Here is a 16,050-nt window from a genome sequence, read left to right as displayed (position 1 = left end):
ATCTAACCTGCCCCGAAGTTAGCGAACAATTAAGTGGAATAGGGCGTGTGCTGACAAGAAACCTCATGTCTTAAGCAAGGGCACACAAAGAGACACAACACCACACCCTTTCATAATGCGCCGTTCTAGAAGAAAGGCAGGGAAATAAAGGCGCGGCAGGCCTTCCCGGCCCGCTCGCGGCAATGGAGGAGGAAATCGTGTCAGGAAGAGCCCTTGTTGCCTCCCTCGTCTGTGTCGGCCTCGCGGGCTGCATGACCGACAAGATTGCCATGTCGTCGGAGGTCGGAGGCGGCGGAAGCAGCAGCGTTTTCGCGCGGAGTGCGGGCTCGGGCGGCTTTGGCGGTGAAGGGGGAGACGCGGGTCTCGGCGTCATCGGCGACGGTGGTGTCCTCGATAATGTCGTGGGCGTGGACCCGATTGGCGGGTTGCTGGATGGCCTGGGCCCGGACAATCCCCTCGAAACGATCCTTGGGGGAGGCTCCGCAGGGCTCATCCCCTCGGCGGCCGCGGCGCTCGCCGGCGATCCCGATGCTGAGGTCGTGGGGCTTGGTATAGCAGGAGAAGGAGGCCTCGTTGCCGACCTTGCCGGCACGGACCTCCTCGGCGGCATGCTCGATACAGGCGGCGTCCTGACCGCGAGCATTGCGGGTGGGAACGACGGTCTGCTCGGCGCACTGCTCAACGACAAGGTGGGCGAGCCCCCGCTCGCCCCTGTTGCCGGCCCGCTGGCTGCGGCCCTGCCTTCCTCGGCGCTCAACGACGCATTGGCGCAACTCCCGGCGCTCGGCCTGACCGGCAGCGACGGTCTCATTGCAGACCTGACGGGGACCGATCTCGTGGGCAATCTTCTCGGGCCGGACACGCCGCTTGGCGGAGGCAATGGCGGTCAGCTGGGAGACATCGTTCCTGCGGGAGAACCGCTTCTCGGCTATGTCGGTGACGCGACGAACGGTCTCTTGAATGTCGTGGCAGGAAACGAAATTTCGCCGGCAGACAGCCTGCTCGCGCCGGCCGTCCCGGTGCTCGACAATATTCTGGGCACCGGCGCCAGTGTCATTGGCAGCGTGGCGGCGCCGGTCACAGACGCCCTCGGCGGCGTGCCTGTCGTCGGTGATGTGGTGGGCGGACAGTCCGCCGGTGCACTGACGGCGGCGCCCGATACCGGTGCGCCGAGCACGACACCTGGCATCCTCGCGCCGGTTACAGGTCTTGTCGGAGGTCTTGTCGGGGGCCTCTGATACTTGCCGACCCCCCGGGGGCTCATGCAATTGTGTAGCCCTCAAAATGGAAAGGCCCGGCAGAATGCCGGGCCTTTCTTATTGGTGCGCCGACACAATCGGCGTCAGAACTTAACCTCGAAAGAGACGAAGAGCCGGGGATCCTTGTCATTCTGGGAGGCGGGCGTCTGGTTGATCGGCTTATCGAGTTCCAGCCCGAGAGAAAACCAACGAAGATTGGAAAGGGTGACGCCGATGCCGGTGGAAAGCAGACGATGATCGCCTTGGCCGTCCACGTCGGTGTTCCAGACTTTCGACTGATCGACGAATGTGTAGGGGGTCACAGCCCATCCGCCGAAGGCTTCGACATCGAAGCGGTAGCTCGCCTGGATCGAGCCGCCAAGACCGCTATCGCCGCTGACTTCTGAATTGTTGTAGCCGCGGGCGAAGCGCACGCCGCCGAAACTTATCTCCTCCGAACTGTAAAGCGAGTCAGGACTGTACTGTCCTTCCGTTCGAAAGCTGAGAAGCAGCCGTTCCGTCGCAGCATAGTTTACCGAAAAGCCGCTCTGCAGTTTTGTGAAGTTGGGTGTTGCTCCGAGTCGCGAGTGGAGCGTGTTGTTGGGACCAGCGCCACCGATCGGAAGTCCCTGCGTCAAACGGACATGGCCGCCAACCGAGAGCCGCTCGTTCATCTGCGAGGCATATGTGCCGCCGATATGCGCCGCGCGTATCGCGTCTTCGCTGAACTTGAAGCCATTCAACTCGTTCTTGGCATTGGTCAGGTAAGCGCCGAAGAAGGTGGTCAGCGTTTCCCTGGTTGCGCGAATGATCGGATAGCTCAGCAGAAAATCGACCTGCGTGCTTGTGCTGACGAGTTCGATGCCCGGCGGCAGGTCTGGCGTTTCGGAGCTCGCATATGCCGCCCCCATTGTCGCCCGAAGGCCATCCGTGCCGATAAAGCTCGAGAAGGCGGCGCGGAAATACTGCTGTGAATCGATTTCCGGAGTTGCAAGACCCGTCAGGGAAATCTGGTCGCCCGTTCCGAAGATATTGTTGAGCGAGCCGGTGAGATAGGCGGCAAACGGCGAATTTTCGAGATTCGCGCGGTTATCGACTGCGGTCGACAGCACCACTTTCTCGCTCTCGACGTTGAGCGCAAGCGTGGCCGCGCCGGTATAGACATTCATGCCCGTCAACTTGCCGCCGAGTGTCGCTCCCGGAATGTCGTTGATGAGCAGCAGATAGCGCTCAAGCGTTTCGGAGCGGAGCGGCTTCTCGGACACGATCCGTCGGCTGAATTCCTCGATCATGTGGCGAACGGCGGGATCATCTGCGGTAATCTTGATTTCGCCGACAAACCCTTCGACGACCCGGACGATCAGCGTGCCGCGCTGGATGACCTGGACGGGGATGTAGGCCCTGCCCAATGCGTAGCCCGCCTCAGCATAAAGCTGGTTGGCACGGTCGAGAGAAGAGCGCAGGTCGCCCGCCGTGATTTCGCGATCGAGAATATTGCTGAACTGTGCCGCGATCCCTTCTTCCTCGATGACTGTGGCGCCCACGACCCGAACGCGAGAAATGCGAAAGTTGAGAACTTTCTGCGACCCATCCGGCAGGCCGAGTTCCTCCTTCAGCTCCGGCACTTCGCGTTTTTGCAGGTCGGGAGCGGGAGGCGGAGGCGTCAGCACCGTTCCGGGGGCTGGCGCGTTCAGCGGCGTCGTGCTCTGCGCTACGGCGGGGCTGCACATCAGCGCAATGCCCGACACGGCGACAAGTAGTTTGCCTGTTTTCCGGATCATCTTCCCTCCACCTCATACGAGCTTCCCTCGTTTCAATCGTACAAAGCGAGCGGGGACAATAAAGAAGAGTACTGTATTTAATTTGAGTAACACGGAACGGTCCGTACACGGTTTGTCGAGGAGTGTCGCGCTGCTTCGATTTCTGTTGGATGTTCCTCGCACCAAATCCCGCGATACATCGCGTCGGCCAATCTCGATATCACTAGAATCACATTTTCAAGGCGGCGGAACCGCAGGCGTGTGAGTGTGTTTAAAGAGACGGCGGGCCGTTGGTTGCACATGCTGGATGCGAGCGGCCCCCTTACCTTTGTGCGTGGGAGAGGGAAACTCTTGGTCAGCATTGTTTCCATACTAATGACATGGTTTTCAGGTCTTTGCTGTTCAGGTCGCTATTTTCCTAATGATGGCAAAGTTCTCGGCCTTCCCGCGCAAATGCATGTGTAAAGTTAAGACTCTATTGAGCAGAATGACTCGTAGAATGTTTCGTCAGGTGTACGGGAAGTGCGCGTGAGTGGGGCGGCCGCGGGAGGAGGGACGAGATCATGAATCTTGCGCAGCGGATTCAGCGAAACCCGATAATTCTTTTGGGCGTGGGCGTCGTGCTGATCGCCGTTGCCGTCGCTCTCATCTGGCTTAATTTGTCTGCGCGCGATGCGGCGACAGTCAGGACCGTCGCGCCTCAAGGGGACGAAGGGCTCGCCACAGATCGTGCTGTCAGTGTGCTTGTCGCGGCACGCGATGTGGTACGCGGCAGAGTCCTCACAGCGGAAGATTTGACCCTTCGAAAAATGGAGGCGCCCGCGCCGGCCGGCAGCATCAATGAAGCAACGGCGGCGGTCGGCCGCGTCGCAACCGCGGACATTCGTGCCTCCCAGATTATCTTCGGCGGCGAGCTCAGTGCCGGACCGGCAGGCGCTGGCATGGCTGCCCTCGTTTCCGAGGGACAGCGCGCTTTCGCTATCCGCGTTGCCGAAGAGGACATCGTTGGAGGATTCCTGCAGGCGGGCGACAGGGTTGACGTCTTTGCGACTTTTCCCGGTGCGGTCTATGGCCAGCAAGCGGGTATAGGCCAGACGAAGGCGGATCAAAGCAAGAGTGCGCTCCTTCTGCAGGATATGGAGGTGCTCGCCGTCGGCGCCGCTCTCTCGTCCAAGGGCGGTGAGGTGAACAGCGGCGCACGCACCGTGACGGTGGCGGCGCCTCCGGATGCGCTCGCGAAGCTCGCATTGGCGGGACGTCTCGGCCACATCACGCTGGCGATCCGCAATCCCGATGATCGGGAAATTGCGCCGGCGGAGCTGGTGGCGCTCGACGATTTGCGGCCGGGCTCGGCCTCCGTGGATCCCGAGCGGGAAACGGAGGCAACGGGATCGTCTGGTCACCGCATCACGATCTATTCGGGTGCAAACCAGTCGACGGTAACGGCACCGAGGTAATGGAAGGATGCCGGAGGGGATGAGACATATGAGAGCGGGAGGGAAGGCAGTGGCGGGCAGGTGGACCGGTATATCGGTTGCGGGGACACTCGCGCTCTTTCTCGTAGCATTCCTGCTGGGTGGCCAGGCGGCGTTTGCGGCAGAAAGAGCTCTCGACATAGCCGTCGGTGGTCAGCGGATACTGAAACTAGAGCGTACCATCGACCGGATTGCGATTGCCGACCCGGGGACGATAGACGTGAAGGTCGTTTCCTCGCAGGAACTTCGCGTGCTGGGACAAAAGGAGGGAACGACCGATCTCACCATCTGGTTCGCCGGCACCGATGCCTCCCTTTCCTATCATGTCGTCGTTGGCGCGGACCTGAAAGGGCTTCAGGCCGAGTTCAGCCGCGATTCCGCGCTTTCAGGCGTCAAGGCGGTGGAGACCGGGAGAGGCGTCGTTCTCAAGGGGCAGGTTTACAGTCTCGAGGATCGGCAGAAAGCGCGATCGCTCGCGCGGTCCTACCTCGGCAAGGACGCGGGCGATATGATGACCGTCGCCGACCGCCGCATGGTAGCGGTCGAGGTGCGCTTCGCGGCCGTTTCGACAAGTACGCTCAAGGCTCTCGGTCTCAACTTTCAGAGTCTCGATAACAACATTCAGGTTGCGGCGATCGGGCCGAGTTCGAACACCGGCTTTGGGTATACGCCCGGCAATATCGAGACGACCAATCCCGGTGGCGACTATGCCGGTTTCGATCCCAATACCAATCTTCCCATCGGGCAGGCGTTCAATCTGCTGATGGCATGGCCCGGCTCCAACATCCTCGGTGTCATAAGCGCGTTGAGCAACGCAAATCTGGCGCAGTTGCTTGCCGAGCCGACCCTGCTTGTCCGCAGCGGCGAGGACGCGGAGTTTCTGGCGGGCGGCGAAATTCCGGTGCCTGTTCCCCAGTCCGGCACAGCCAACGGAACTGTCACGATCGAATACAAGAAGTTTGGCGTGCAGCTCGACGTGGCAGCGACCGTCCTCGATAACGATCGCATCGTCCTCAAAGTGAGCCCGGAGGTCAGCGAACTCGACTATACGAACGCGCTTGTCGTGCAAGGCTTTCGCATTCCCGCGCTTCGCACGCGGTCGACCCGTACGACCATTGAGCTCGGCGACGGGCAGAGCTTCGTCCTCGCTGGCCTGATGTACTCCACGTCCGGGAATGTCGAGGATCGCGTGCCGGGTATCGGCGAACTGCCGATCATTGGCAGCTTTTTCAAACGCACCCAGAACGCCCGCGAACGCCAGGAGCTTATCATTGTGGCAACGCCGCGCCTCGTCTCGCCGATGGAGGCGGGAGAAGTGCCCGCGCTGCCTGGCGAAGGACAGGTCTACGATCCCGACTTCGGCGATATTCTGCTTAACGTCGAATCCGTCGGCGACCACGTCGTCAAGCACGGCCTGATGAGGTAACGCGGCATGTATCGCTTTCTTCTGATCTCAGGCGACAAGAATCTCACTGCACGGATCAAGCTGGCGCTTGAATCCGTTTCGACCATCATGAGTGCCGATCCGGCCATCGATAACGTCGAGGAACTGGCTGCACAGTTTCGGCCGGAAGGTATCCTGGTCGACAGCGATATCCGCATGGGTGCGCGCACGGCCTTCGAACGGCTCGCAGTGGTCAGGGAGTGGTTTCCGGCGCTGCCGATGATTGTCATCGGCAATGAATCCGGCGCCCAACTCATTCTGACGGCAATGCGCGCAGGCGCGCAGGACTTCATCGACAGAGACGCAGCAGAGGACGGTATTCGGGAGGTGGTCATTCGGCACGTGGCAGTCGACAGGCCGCGTGCAACGGCTTCCTCGCGCATTGTTACGGTGCTCAGTGGAAGCTCGTGCGAGGAAGATGCTGACTTCGCGGTCAATCTCGGTGCGGCAATTGCCTCGGCGCGGCCCGACGAAGGAATTCTTCTTGTCGATCTTTCGCTTCCGGCAAGCAGCGCGGCGATTTCGCTCGGTCTAGATCTTTCTTTCCGTTTGAAGGAGGCGGTCAAGGAGATGTCCCGCCTTGATCGTGCGCTTCTCGATTCGGCGCTGGCGCGTTGCCCGCGCTCGGGGCTTTACGTCCTGCCTCTCGCAGTGCATGGCGATGTCGAATGGGCTGTCAACGTCCACGATCTCCGGGCGTTGCTCGAAATCTGCCAGTCTCTTTATGACCTCGTGATTGTTTCCTGCGGACCCTTTTCCCGTCAGGAAGAGCTGTTGAGTTTGCCTGACAAGGGTGCGCTTTTCCTGCTTCCCTGCAACCAGCGCTTCACCTCGATCAAGGGCGCCGCTGAACTCATGCGCCTGATGCGGCAGTTCCGTCCCGAGGGTGAGGAGCCGGTACTTGTCGTGCAGGAGTTTGCGCCGGGCATGGCGCCGGATACGGCCGGTATCGGAAATGCGGTCGGCGCGGCGCGCACCATAGATCTCCCGGTTCGCTGGCAGCAGTTGGCAGAAAGCGTGAACAGGGGCGAACCCCTCTCGCTCGACACATCCACGCCCTACGCTCAGCACCTTGTCCGGCATCTGCAGGCGCTCAATCTCGTCCCGCATCACGACGCCGACGGTGACCGGATGCAGCCACTCAGGAGCTGGGCGCGGAAGTTCGGGGTGTTATCATGAAAACCCTGCAGCCATACATGCTCGGGACGGGAGATGCGGCGAGCGATATTGGCGTGTCCGACCGCTACCAGGAAATCAAGTTCCGCGTTTTCGATCTGACGCTGGAGTATCTGGATCAGCAGGGCGTCGAAGGCGAGAGCATTCCCGCGACGGCGCTTCAGGATGAAATCGCCCGCGCAATTGCTGTCGTTCTCATGTCGCGAGGCATCGCACTCAATATGAGAGAGCGCGCGCAGCTCATAGAGGATGTGCAGAACGAGATAGTCGGTTTCGGACCGCTGGAACCTCTTCTGCGCGATCCGGCCGTGGATGACGTGATCGTCAACGGGCCGGCAAATATATATGTCGAACGGTATGGTGAGCTCGAGCCGGTTCAGACGCGTTTCCGGGACACCACGCATCTGATGAATGTCATTCAGCGGATCGTGAGCCCGATCGGTCGGCGCGTTGACGAAGGAACTCCCTACGTCGACGGGCGTCTGCCGGACGGCTCGCGCGTCAATGTCATTATTCCGCCCGTCGCCCTGGACGGCCCCATCCTCTCCATCCGCAAGTTCAAGCACATTCCGCTGACCGGCGAAGACCTCGTGCGGAATGGCTCGATGTCGTCGGAGATGCTGAACTATCTGTCGAATGCCGTTCGCGGCAAACAGAACATCCTCATTTGCGGCGGCACGGGCTCGGGCAAGACGACCCTGCTCAATGTCTTGAGCTCCTATATTGGCGCCAAGGAACGCCTCGTCACGATCGAGGACGCGGCCGAGTTACAGCTGCAGCAGTCGCACGTCGTTCGCCTCGAGACGCGTCCTTCCTCGCCGGATGGTTCGACGGAGGTGACGGCGAGGGACCTCTTGCGCAACGTTCTGCGTATGCGCCCGGATCGCATCATTCTTGGCGAGGTCCGCTCAAGCGAAGCGATCGAGATGCTTCAGGCTATGGGCACGGGACATGATGGTTCGATGGCGACGCTGCATGCAAACGCGCCGCGGGATGCGCTTGAGCGGCTTGAGATGCTGATCGGATTGCATGGCTTCTCCACAGACCTTCAGGCAGTGCGCCGGTTCATCTCCGGCGCCGTTCACGTCATCGTGCATACCGCACGCCGCGCCGACGGCAAGCGGAAGGTGGTTTCCATCTGTGAAGTGGTGGGGATGGAGGGCCCAACCTACTCGCTGCGAGAAATTTTCTCGGACGGAGAAGAGGAAAAGAGACGGGTCGTATAGGAAAGTTGACGGACGTATGACGGGGTTCTCGACGGTAATTCTGGCTTTACTGTGCCTCGGAAGCGGCGCCTATGCGTTGTTCTTGCTGTGGCGAAGCCGCTACGACCGTGAGGTTGAAGAACGGCTTGAGGAGCTCGTCGCACGATCGCCCGCCGTGGCGAAGCCATCGTCGCCTTTCGGCTCATGGCCGGATTCGACGCGCTACCTCCCTGCGTTCGCGCGCACCCGGCTCTACCAGGCCGGAATCGAGCTTTCGGCCGATCGGCTTACTGCCTTTGCTTTCTTTGCATTCTGCCTCTGGATTGCGATTACGCTGCTGTTCTCCTTCTTCGTCTCGACCCTTCTTGTGCTCAGCGTAGTTCTCGTCATCGCTGCGGTCGTGGACTATCGGGCGCGGCAGCGCATGAACACGCTTTCGGATGCGATGCTTGGCTATTTCGATCGGGTGAGGCAGCTTCTTGTCGTGGGAAACAGCCTCTCGGTCGCGCTTTCGCGCGCCACGCAGTCTTCGCCGCCGATCATTGTGGAATTTTTCTCTCCGACCATGCGCCGCATCGCGAATGGTGCAGGCGTGACCGAAAGCATCGGCCAGCTTGCCGACGAACTCGATCTCTACGAACTTCGTCTGTTAGGGGCCGCGGTCGAAACGAACTTGCGGTTCGGCGGATCGCTGACGGCGATCCTTGCCAATCTTATCGAGAACATTCGCCGGCGCGCAGCGGTCCTGCGCGAAGTGCGTGTCAGCACGTCGCAGATCAGAGCAAGTGCCTGGGTGCTCGGCCTCCTGCCGATGATCGTAGCTTCCGTCGTTATGGTGCAGAGCCCCGACTATGTTCGATGGTTCATCGACAATCCGTCGGGACGGACATTGCTGATTTACTGCGCTGTTTCACAGGTGCTTGGAGCGGTCATGATGCGGGGCGTCGTCAAGAGCACGTCCTACTAGGAAAGGGAAGAATCGCGTGTTGGAAGGTATGACATGGATGGTGGCTCTGCTCGCAGTGATGGCGGGCGTAGCCGTATTCCTGTCTACGGTCCCGGTGCTTCTGCGCCGACATGAAGTTGCCGAGCGCCTCTCACATCTCTTCGCGCCCGACCGCCCGCGCGGTACTTTTGCTGATGCAGTTCTGCAAGGACTTGAGCGGGCAGGACGCAGCATTGAAGGTGCGAGAACCAACCGCGAGTTGAAAGCTCTTGTACTTCGCGCCGGACTGTTTCAGCCATCCGCGCTGTATATCTTCGTCGCCTTGCGTTACGCGACTGCACTTGTCGTCGGCCTCGGGGTAGTCGTTGCGCGGCTGGGGGCGAACGGCATTTCCCCGGTCGATATCCTGCTGGGCCTGTTCTTCGGCTATCTGTTCTACCGATATGCATTGATCGCGCTCAAGGTTTATGCGGACCGCCGCGCGAACGTCATTCGGCGTGAATTGCCGCCAGTTCTCGACATCATGCTGATGGCACTGGATGCGGGTGTCAGCATCGATCAATGCATGCGCTATGTCGCGAATGTCGCTGCGCGGACCGCACCGGTGACGAGCGAAGTTCTTCGCCGGCATATAGCGGATATCGATGGTGGCATGCCCTATGATGCCGCGCTGGATCGACTGGGACAGCGCCTCGGCCTCGACGAAGGCCAGGATCTTGCGGCAACGATCAAGCAGGCCTTGTTCCAGGGCGGCGAGCTCGGGACGACGCTTCGGCGTTTCTCGGCGGATTTGACGGACAAGCGCATGGCGACGGCGCGCGAACAGGTCGGACGGAAGGCGCCTCATCTGACGCTTGTCATGATCCTCTTTTTCATGCCGGTTCTGCTTGTGGTCCTGGCCGGGCCTGCCGTGGTCGATTTGAAGGCGGCGTTGCGGAGCGCCGGCGAGCAGATGGCAAAGTCGAGGGCAGTGGAATGAAGAAGATCATTGCAGTAGCGGCGTGTCTCTGGGTTTCAGCCTGTGCCGACTATGGTTTCGATCCTATCGAGGCGGTCTCCCCCGCCGCGAACAGCGTGAAGCCTCTCGATGAAGCCTCGACCTCGCGGCTCTACCTGAGCGTCGTGAACGGGCTCATCGAGCAGGGACGCTACCGCGCGGCACTTGCATATCTCGACCAGTACGCCGTGCAGGAGAAGAAGACACCGTATTTCCTCCGATTGTACGGCGAGGCGCTTCTGGGGACGAAGCAGTACGACGCTGCGGCTGAAGCCTTTTCCGATCTCGAACGTTCCGACCTGAAACCGGACGGTCTGAACGGGGTAGGCCGGGTGAAGGCGGCGCAGGGCCACTGGGCAGCGGCTGTCGACTATTTCCAGAGAGCGGTCGCTGCGCGTCCCTCCAGCGCCGAGTTCCTCAACAATCTCGGTTACGCGCAGCTATGCGTAGGCAAAGACGGCATTGCCGAGGCTGAATTCAACCTGCGCCAGGCGCAGGAGCTGGATCCAGCCTCAACGTCCATACGCAACAACTTGGTGATAGCACTCATGATGGCAGGCAAGGACGGCGAGGCGAGACGCCTCCTCTCGGGCATCTCGACCACGCGGGAAAGGGCCGAGGTTCAAGCGTTTGCCACGGCATGGCTTGAGCAACGGTCGCGAACCGAAAATACAACCGAGGAGGACATGTGATGGGGCGTTTGGTTCCGAATAGCTTCGCGGTTGCTTTTACCGTCCTTGGGCTCACCTCCCTCGCCGCTTGCGCGGAGCCCCGCGACACCACGGTAGTCCCGCCGGAGTCGCGGGCGAAGGCCGTTCTCGATGCGCAATATGCGGCAGAGGGCCGCCAGCCTCCCATGCAATCCGCCGAAGCGGACCGGATCTACGACGCCTACCTCGAAAGTATCGGCAAGAAGTCGGAGGAGAAGACGTCAGGATCAAGGTAGTGAAGACTGCCGTGCATTGTGTGCGCCAAGGTGAAGAAGATTCCGGGCCGTCTCGTGTGCTGCAAGAAACCATGTTTGCGTTGTGGTTTTATTGGTGATTAGTAATTGAAGAGCAAGATTACCCCTAATCGGGGCGGCCGAAACTGCTAGACTATTTACAAGGTAAGACAGTGCAGAGTGGAGGAGCCGGGCTGGGGGGCCCGGTGAAATGGGTGGCCGGAAACGGCCGTGAACAAAGTGGAGGGTTCGATGTCTGAAAGCACAAAGGCGCTGCTGCGCCGGTTCATGAAGGATGAGAGCGGTATCTCCGCAGTCGAGTACGGGCTGCTCGCGGCGGGTATCGCGGTCGGGCTGTGGGCGATTGTCGGTGGCCCAACCGGCATTGGCACCAGCCTTCAGAGCGTTCTTGGCGACGTTCAGGCCGATCTGACGACAGCGGCGGCCGATTAAGGCTATTGCATGTATTTGCGTTCACAGAGAATGGTTGGCGCTTCTCCTCCGGGAGAGGCGCCACCCCTGCAAGGGATGACCCGAGACGAAAGCGGCTCTGTCGCGATCGAGTTCGCATTCGTGGCTGCCGTCTTCCTCGCTATTCTCTTCGGGATCATCTCCTACGGATTCCAGTTCGCGACCCGCATCGCCTTGTCCTACGCGGTGACCGAGGGTGGCCGTGCGGCCGTTGCGGGCCTCGATGCGGGGCAGCGCGAAACCTATGCGACGAATGCGATCAACCGTGCGCTCGTCGCCTACTCGCCTCTGATCGACCCCGCATCCGCTGCGCTCGATTTCCAGGAAACCGAAGACACGCAAGGCAACCGTCTTCTCGTCCGGATCGACTACACTGACACGCGATTTTCCTTGTTGCCTTTCATTCCTACTCCCGAAGCAACGATGCGGGTGGAGACGACCTTCGTCGTCACCGATCCGTCAGGCTAGACCGTCATGACAGTCGAGAGCCGGCGCGCACGGGGCGATCTGGAGCATGGTCCGGCGGAGATACTGACTTCGTTTGCCGATGTCTCGCTCGGGCTCGCTCTTGCGCAGACCGAAAGCGAGTTCCGGACCGCGCTGGAGAGTGCGACGTCCCATCTTGCGCACATGGCTGCGGGAGCTGTTGCAATAGGCGAGCTCGGTCTCTCGGCCTCCGGCAAGGCAAGGCTCCTGTGGTGCAGCCGCAGCGGCGGTCTCGCGATCGGTGATGGTGATCTGTTCGAGGACTGGCATGCACGGACGAGCCGCCGGGACAGCGACCCGTTGCCCGCGAAGTCCGGATCATGGCAGGGGCTTCTATCCGACGGCGCATTCTCCGGTGACACGGGTCTCCGCATAGCCGTCTTTTTTCACATCGGCGATCTATCGCGGGAATGCGTCGTGCAGGGCCGCGCTATTGCCAATGCAGCAGCCGTGGCAATTGTCCGGATTCGAAGCGCTATGGCAGCCATGCTGGATCGGCGACGTTTCGAGGATCTCATTAGTAGGACACAGTCCTGGTTGGAACTCGACGCCGATATCCTCTGGGAAGCAGGAGAAGACGGCATCGTCCGGGTCCGGCGCATCATGAACGGCAGAAGCGATGTGGCTTCTCTGGTCGACGGGGTCAGCATTACCTCAATGCGAGCCGCGGACGACAGGCGAAGCTTGGCGGAAATCCTCTGTGAGCGGAGGAGCATTCGTCGCCTGCGCGTTGAGTTCGATAGCGGTTCTCCCGACGGTCTCTACGTTTCGGCGGTCACTCGCGAGGATGACCTGGGAAACTCCCGTTTTGTCGGAGCGCTCGCGGAAGGCGGCGGCGATGCGCGTCACCACTCTCGGGAAACGGCGGCCATGATGGTTCTGATGCGGGGCGCGCGTCTCCGGGAGGAACGTCAACGCCGGGAAGCGGAAGCAATGCTTCAAGGACTTCGACTGCTCCTCGCTCAGGACTCGACGCGCGAGAAGATGGAGCAACTCGTCTCCCTCGTCTGCGAATGCATTGGCGCGAGCGGTGCCTGTGTCGTGCAGCGAGGTCTTGATGGCAGGGTTCGCTTCCTCATGCCACGGCATGGTGCGCCTGGCAGGGATGCCGAGAGGGCGCTCGATCTGATTGCGGCGGGGGAGCGGGGCGGTGCCGCCGCTGCGTACGACGCGGAGACGGCCACAGGTCGGTGTCTCCAAAACGCATTTGGTCTCGATGGCAGGCATTTCGCGGCCCTGCCCCTTCCGTTGCGGGGCGACGCTGCTTTCCTCCTGTGCGCGACACGTCGCGCGGAAGGCTTCTTGCCGGAAGATCTCGATTTTGCGGACAGACTCACACTTCTGTTGCGGCAGGCGCTTCTCCTCCGCGAAGAGCAGAGCCAGCTCGCGCAGACGGCCAAGATGGCCGCGCTTGGACAGATGTCGGCGAGCATCGCGCATGAGCTGCGTCAGCCACTCAACACAATTTCGCTTGCGGTGCAGAATCTCGAAATACTGCTGGAAGCACCCGAGGTGGACGGTGAGGCCGTTGCGTCAAAGACGAAACGTGTCCTCGCTCAAGTGGAGCGCGCAAGCGAAGTGATCGACAGAATGCGCCGCTTCGGCCGCAAGAGCGCCGGAGAGCAGGCGACCGTTTTGCTTCGCGACCTCGTTGAGAACGTCGAGGCGATCATGCATCACGTACTCTTGCGTGCAGGCGTGCGCTTCGAAGCCGATGTGCCTGAAGGCCTGGCGGTCATAGGCGATCAGCTTCAATTCGAACAGGTTCTCGGCAACCTCATTCAGAACGCAGTCGACGCGATTTCCGGCATCGGTGCAAAACACGAGCGTGACGAGGGGGTGATCCGGATTCGTGCCGCTCCCTCTTCCGGCGGCAAGGGTGAGATCTCACTGCGCGTTGAGGATAGCGGACCCGGCTTCCGTCAGGAGGTATTGGCCCGCGCGCTCGAACCCTTCTTCACGACAAAGTCGGCAGAGCATGGAACGGGCCTTGGCCTCGCTATCTGCGATACGATCATCCGCGAAAGCGGCGGCCGCATCGAGCTTGGCAACCATGAAGGCGGTGGCTACGTCGCGCTTGTTCTGCCGCGTGCTCCGGGCTGACCAGCCTACTCCGTACTCGGAAAGCCGGTGAAGAGGTAACCCTTGCCTCGTATCGTCTTGATTACCATCGGATGGTCGGGATTCGGTTCCAGCTTGCGCCGAAGTTTCACGACAATGCTGTCGAGGCTCCGGTCGTAGGGTTGCCATTGGCGATTGAAGACACGGCGGCAAAGATCCTCGCGCGTTTGAGGATTTCCTTCATGCGCCACAAGCTCGATCAGCAAATCGCACTCGGCCGTAGTGAGCGGAACCAGCGACCCGTCCGGTGTCGAGAGCCGGCGGCGATGCGGATCGAACTTCCAGCGGGACGCGGCTTCGCCCTGATCGTCCGGACCGGCAGCATGCTTGCGTGAACTGGATCCGCCGGAATTGCCGCTGCGGCGAAGCAAGGCGCGGATGCGTGCGAGCAACTCCCGAAGGTTGACGGGCTTCACGACATAATCGTCGGCGCCAAGCTCCAGACCTACAACCTTGTCGGTAGCTTCTCCCTGACCCGTCACCATGATGCAGGGCGTCATGTGGGTTTGACGGATTTCACGAAGAACATCGAAACCATTGTCGGATCCGAGGAGGAGATCCAGCACGACAAGGTCGAACTTGTTCTCGGCAAAAGCCTGTAGCGCGGACTGGGCATCGGCCGCTTCGGTCACAGCCATGCCGTTCGCGCTCAGATATGATTTCATTTCTTCCCGGATTTCGGGATCGTCATCGACAAGCAGAAGTGATGCTGCGTGCACACCGGCCGAGTTTGCCGACCCATTCTGTTCTGCAGTCACCGTCATCTTTTCCCTCCCACCGCACTGAACAACAGCTGCCAAATTACGGAATCAAGGCACCCTCATACCCACATTCACAACCTCACCGAAGTCTAGTCTCTCGTCGTTTAAGAATCCTATACCAAATCGGACGTCACGAACTTTCACCTTAGACTCCAGGCTTTGCGTTCTTTTCTTAAAATCAGTCACACAGATACAGATGATTTCTTGAAACTGCGTATCTGTGCTCCGCTTTCCTTGATCACCGGAAACCGGGAGTCATTTTCTTCCCCCGCATTTACCAATCCGTACAGTTTTCTACACCTTGCGGCGTGTTTTTCCCGGCAAGGTCGAACATGTTCTGCACCAAGGCGGCTGCGACTCGAGTAGCGTCATACTGAGGATCAGGCCATGAACTCTGATTGCGACATCATGGATACCAGCCAGAATCCTATCGACGATCGCGCGACGGACCTCGCCGGCGCCGTCGAAAGTCTGAGCGACGATGAACTTCGGGACCTTCTGGTGGCGCTGCTCTCCGAGTGGCGCAAGCGTTGCGATGTAAACGAAGGCTTCCATAACTAGGTTCCACCCGGTTGTTTGGGCGCCTATTGGGCATTCTTCTTCTGGCATGAGTAACCCCAGGCAAGGCTCGTCGCGAGATCGAGATTGGCGGGCAAGTCCCGGATTTGCGGTCGTTGCTCCAGAAGCGCCAGGAAGAGCTGGCGAACGTTCTCCGCACTGACGCCTTCGGCCGGCAAGCAAAAGCCGGGTTCATTCATGCTTCTGCGGGCGATCGCATAGTGCCCGAGAAATCCCTGGATGTAGGATCCGCATATGGCGAGCCGCTGCCGGTCGTCGTCGCTCAGCAACTTCGCATCCGAAGGGGTTGCGCACACCCGCGCCAGATCGGCGCCGGTTTGCAGCGAATAGGTCTCCACCGCGATGGCGGGGTGGAATGAGATCAGCGCCACAGCAAGGACGCAGGTTGCAGAGATTCTCCGGGACATTCTGCTCATGTTGTTTCTTCCTTTCGTTGAGCCGGGGCTTG

General features: G+C 60.5%; 17 protein-coding genes. 13 read left to right on the top strand and 4 right to left on the bottom strand.

Annotated features, from left to right (window positions below; translation table 11 throughout):
• Nucleotides 1–197: 197 nt before the first annotated feature.
• The gene (locus ACKUUH_RS04810) at nt 198–1,238 is read left to right on the top strand and encodes a hypothetical protein (protein WP_407948729.1); all 1,041 of its coding nucleotides are present in this window, start codon (nt 198–200) and stop codon (nt 1,236–1,238) included.
• A 104-nt stretch (nt 1,239–1,342) separates the two neighbouring features.
• Here ACKUUH_RS04810 and ACKUUH_RS04805 read toward each other — a convergent pair whose 3' ends face one another.
• Complete coding sequence (locus tag ACKUUH_RS04805) at nt 1,343–3,019, bottom strand: ShlB/FhaC/HecB family hemolysin secretion/activation protein (protein WP_407948728.1); 1,677 nt, start codon at nt 3,017–3,019, stop codon at nt 1,343–1,345.
• Nucleotides 3,020–3,561: 542 nt separating this feature from the next.
• Here ACKUUH_RS04805 and cpaB point away from each other — a divergent pair.
• From cpaB to ACKUUH_RS04755, 10 genes are all read left to right on the top strand, one after another.
• Complete coding sequence (gene cpaB / locus ACKUUH_RS04800; RefSeq protein ID WP_407948727.1) at nt 3,562–4,455, top strand: Flp pilus assembly protein CpaB; 894 nt, start codon at nt 3,562–3,564, stop codon at nt 4,453–4,455.
• A gap of 49 nt (nt 4,456–4,504) precedes the next feature.
• Nucleotides 4,505–5,899, top strand: a complete 1,395-nt coding sequence (locus ACKUUH_RS04795) for a type II and III secretion system protein family protein (RefSeq protein ID WP_407948726.1) — start codon at nt 4,505–4,507, stop codon at nt 5,897–5,899.
• Nucleotides 5,900–5,905: 6 nt separating this feature from the next.
• Entirely contained in the window at nt 5,906–7,096 is a 1,191-nt protein-coding gene (locus ACKUUH_RS04790) for a CpaE family protein (protein WP_407948725.1), read from the top strand.
• Nucleotides 7,093–8,319, top strand: a complete 1,227-nt coding sequence (locus ACKUUH_RS04785) for a CpaF family protein (RefSeq protein ID WP_407948724.1) — start codon at nt 7,093–7,095, stop codon at nt 8,317–8,319. The genes ACKUUH_RS04790 and ACKUUH_RS04785 overlap by 4 nt, the downstream gene beginning before the upstream one ends.
• An 82-nt stretch (nt 8,320–8,401) precedes the next feature.
• Nucleotides 8,402–9,265: a type II secretion system F family protein gene (locus tag ACKUUH_RS04780; protein ID WP_407948723.1), complete on the top strand. Its 864-nt coding sequence runs from the start codon at nt 8,402–8,404 to the stop codon at nt 9,263–9,265.
• 16 nt (nt 9,266–9,281) lie between these two features.
• Complete coding sequence (locus ACKUUH_RS04775; RefSeq protein WP_407948722.1) at nt 9,282–10,223, top strand: type II secretion system F family protein; 942 nt, start codon at nt 9,282–9,284, stop codon at nt 10,221–10,223.
• Nucleotides 10,220–10,933, top strand: a complete 714-nt coding sequence (locus tag ACKUUH_RS04770; RefSeq protein ID WP_407948721.1) for a tetratricopeptide repeat protein — start codon at nt 10,220–10,222, stop codon at nt 10,931–10,933. The genes ACKUUH_RS04775 and ACKUUH_RS04770 overlap by 4 nt, the downstream gene beginning before the upstream one ends.
• On the top strand, nt 10,933–11,187 hold the full coding sequence (locus tag ACKUUH_RS04765) for a hypothetical protein (protein ID WP_407948720.1): 255 nt from the start codon (nt 10,933–10,935) through the stop codon (nt 11,185–11,187). Before ACKUUH_RS04770 ends, ACKUUH_RS04765 begins: the two co-directional genes overlap by 1 nt.
• Before the next feature lie 249 nt (nt 11,188–11,436).
• Complete coding sequence (locus ACKUUH_RS04760) at nt 11,437–11,637, top strand: Flp family type IVb pilin (protein WP_407948719.1); 201 nt, start codon at nt 11,437–11,439, stop codon at nt 11,635–11,637.
• 75 nt (nt 11,638–11,712) lie between these two features.
• Nucleotides 11,713–12,123: a TadE/TadG family type IV pilus assembly protein gene (locus tag ACKUUH_RS04755; RefSeq protein ID WP_407948718.1), complete on the top strand. Its 411-nt coding sequence runs from the start codon at nt 11,713–11,715 to the stop codon at nt 12,121–12,123.
• Here ACKUUH_RS04755 and ACKUUH_RS04750 read toward each other — a convergent pair.
• Nucleotides 12,115–12,411: a hypothetical protein gene (locus tag ACKUUH_RS04750; RefSeq protein ID WP_407948717.1), complete on the bottom strand. Its 297-nt coding sequence runs from the start codon at nt 12,409–12,411 to the stop codon at nt 12,115–12,117. The two genes, ACKUUH_RS04755 and ACKUUH_RS04750, sit on opposite strands and share 9 nt — an antisense overlap.
• Before the next feature lie 207 nt (nt 12,412–12,618).
• Here ACKUUH_RS04750 and ACKUUH_RS04745 point away from each other — a divergent pair, with 207 nt between their 5' ends.
• Nucleotides 12,619–14,244 (top strand): sensor histidine kinase, encoded by a 1,626-nt coding sequence (locus ACKUUH_RS04745; protein WP_407948716.1) that lies wholly within the window; start codon nt 12,619–12,621, stop codon nt 14,242–14,244.
• A 5-nt stretch (nt 14,245–14,249) separates the two neighbouring features.
• Here ACKUUH_RS04745 and ACKUUH_RS04740 read toward each other — a convergent pair whose 3' ends face one another.
• Nucleotides 14,250–15,062, bottom strand: a complete 813-nt coding sequence (locus tag ACKUUH_RS04740) for a response regulator transcription factor (protein WP_407948715.1) — start codon at nt 15,060–15,062, stop codon at nt 14,250–14,252.
• Nucleotides 15,063–15,410: 348 nt separating this feature from the next.
• On the opposite strand from ACKUUH_RS04740, the gene ACKUUH_RS04735 reads away from it, so the two are divergent.
• Entirely contained in the window at nt 15,411–15,584 is a 174-nt protein-coding gene (locus tag ACKUUH_RS04735) for a hypothetical protein (RefSeq protein WP_407948714.1), read from the top strand.
• Between the two features lie 23 nt (nt 15,585–15,607).
• On the opposite strand, the gene ACKUUH_RS04730 is transcribed toward ACKUUH_RS04735, so the two are convergent.
• A complete protein-coding gene (locus ACKUUH_RS04730; RefSeq protein ID WP_407948713.1) occupies nt 15,608–16,018 on the bottom strand; it encodes a Rap1a/Tai family immunity protein in 411 nt (136 codons plus the stop codon).
• Nucleotides 16,019–16,050: the final 32 nt, after the last annotated feature.

The organism is Parvibaculum sp. (assembly GCF_045863935.1).
In the GTDB taxonomy this organism is placed as follows: Bacteria; Pseudomonadota; Alphaproteobacteria; order Parvibaculales; family Parvibaculaceae; genus Parvibaculum.
The sequence above is the reverse complement of the archived record's forward strand: the minus strand, read 5'-3'. Positions and strand labels throughout refer to the sequence as shown.

Coding starts and splice junctions, on each gene's coding strand:
- ACKUUH_RS04805 (WP_407948728.1), bottom strand. CDS start 3,019: ATGATCCGGAAAACAGGCAAACTACTTGTCGCCGTGTCGGGCATTGCG.
- cpaB (WP_407948727.1), top strand. CDS start 3,562: ATGAATCTTGCGCAGCGGATTCAGCGAAACCCGATAATTCTTTTGGGC.
- ACKUUH_RS04790 (WP_407948725.1), top strand. CDS start 5,906: ATGTATCGCTTTCTTCTGATCTCAGGCGACAAGAATCTCACTGCACGG.
- ACKUUH_RS04785 (WP_407948724.1), top strand. CDS start 7,093: ATGAAAACCCTGCAGCCATACATGCTCGGGACGGGAGATGCGGCGAGC.
- ACKUUH_RS04770 (WP_407948721.1), top strand. CDS start 10,220: ATGAAGAAGATCATTGCAGTAGCGGCGTGTCTCTGGGTTTCAGCCTGT.
- ACKUUH_RS04765 (WP_407948720.1), top strand. CDS start 10,933: ATGGGGCGTTTGGTTCCGAATAGCTTCGCGGTTGCTTTTACCGTCCTT.
- ACKUUH_RS04760 (WP_407948719.1), top strand. CDS start 11,437: ATGTCTGAAAGCACAAAGGCGCTGCTGCGCCGGTTCATGAAGGATGAG.
- ACKUUH_RS04755 (WP_407948718.1), top strand. CDS start 11,713: ATGACCCGAGACGAAAGCGGCTCTGTCGCGATCGAGTTCGCATTCGTG.
- ACKUUH_RS04750 (WP_407948717.1), bottom strand. CDS start 12,411: ATGCCAGTCCTCGAACAGATCACCATCACCGATCGCGAGACCGCCGCT.
- ACKUUH_RS04745 (WP_407948716.1), top strand. CDS start 12,619: ATGGCAGCCATGCTGGATCGGCGACGTTTCGAGGATCTCATTAGTAGG.
- ACKUUH_RS04735 (WP_407948714.1), top strand. CDS start 15,411: ATGAACTCTGATTGCGACATCATGGATACCAGCCAGAATCCTATCGAC.
- ACKUUH_RS04730 (WP_407948713.1), bottom strand. CDS start 16,018: ATGAGCAGAATGTCCCGGAGAATCTCTGCAACCTGCGTCCTTGCTGTG.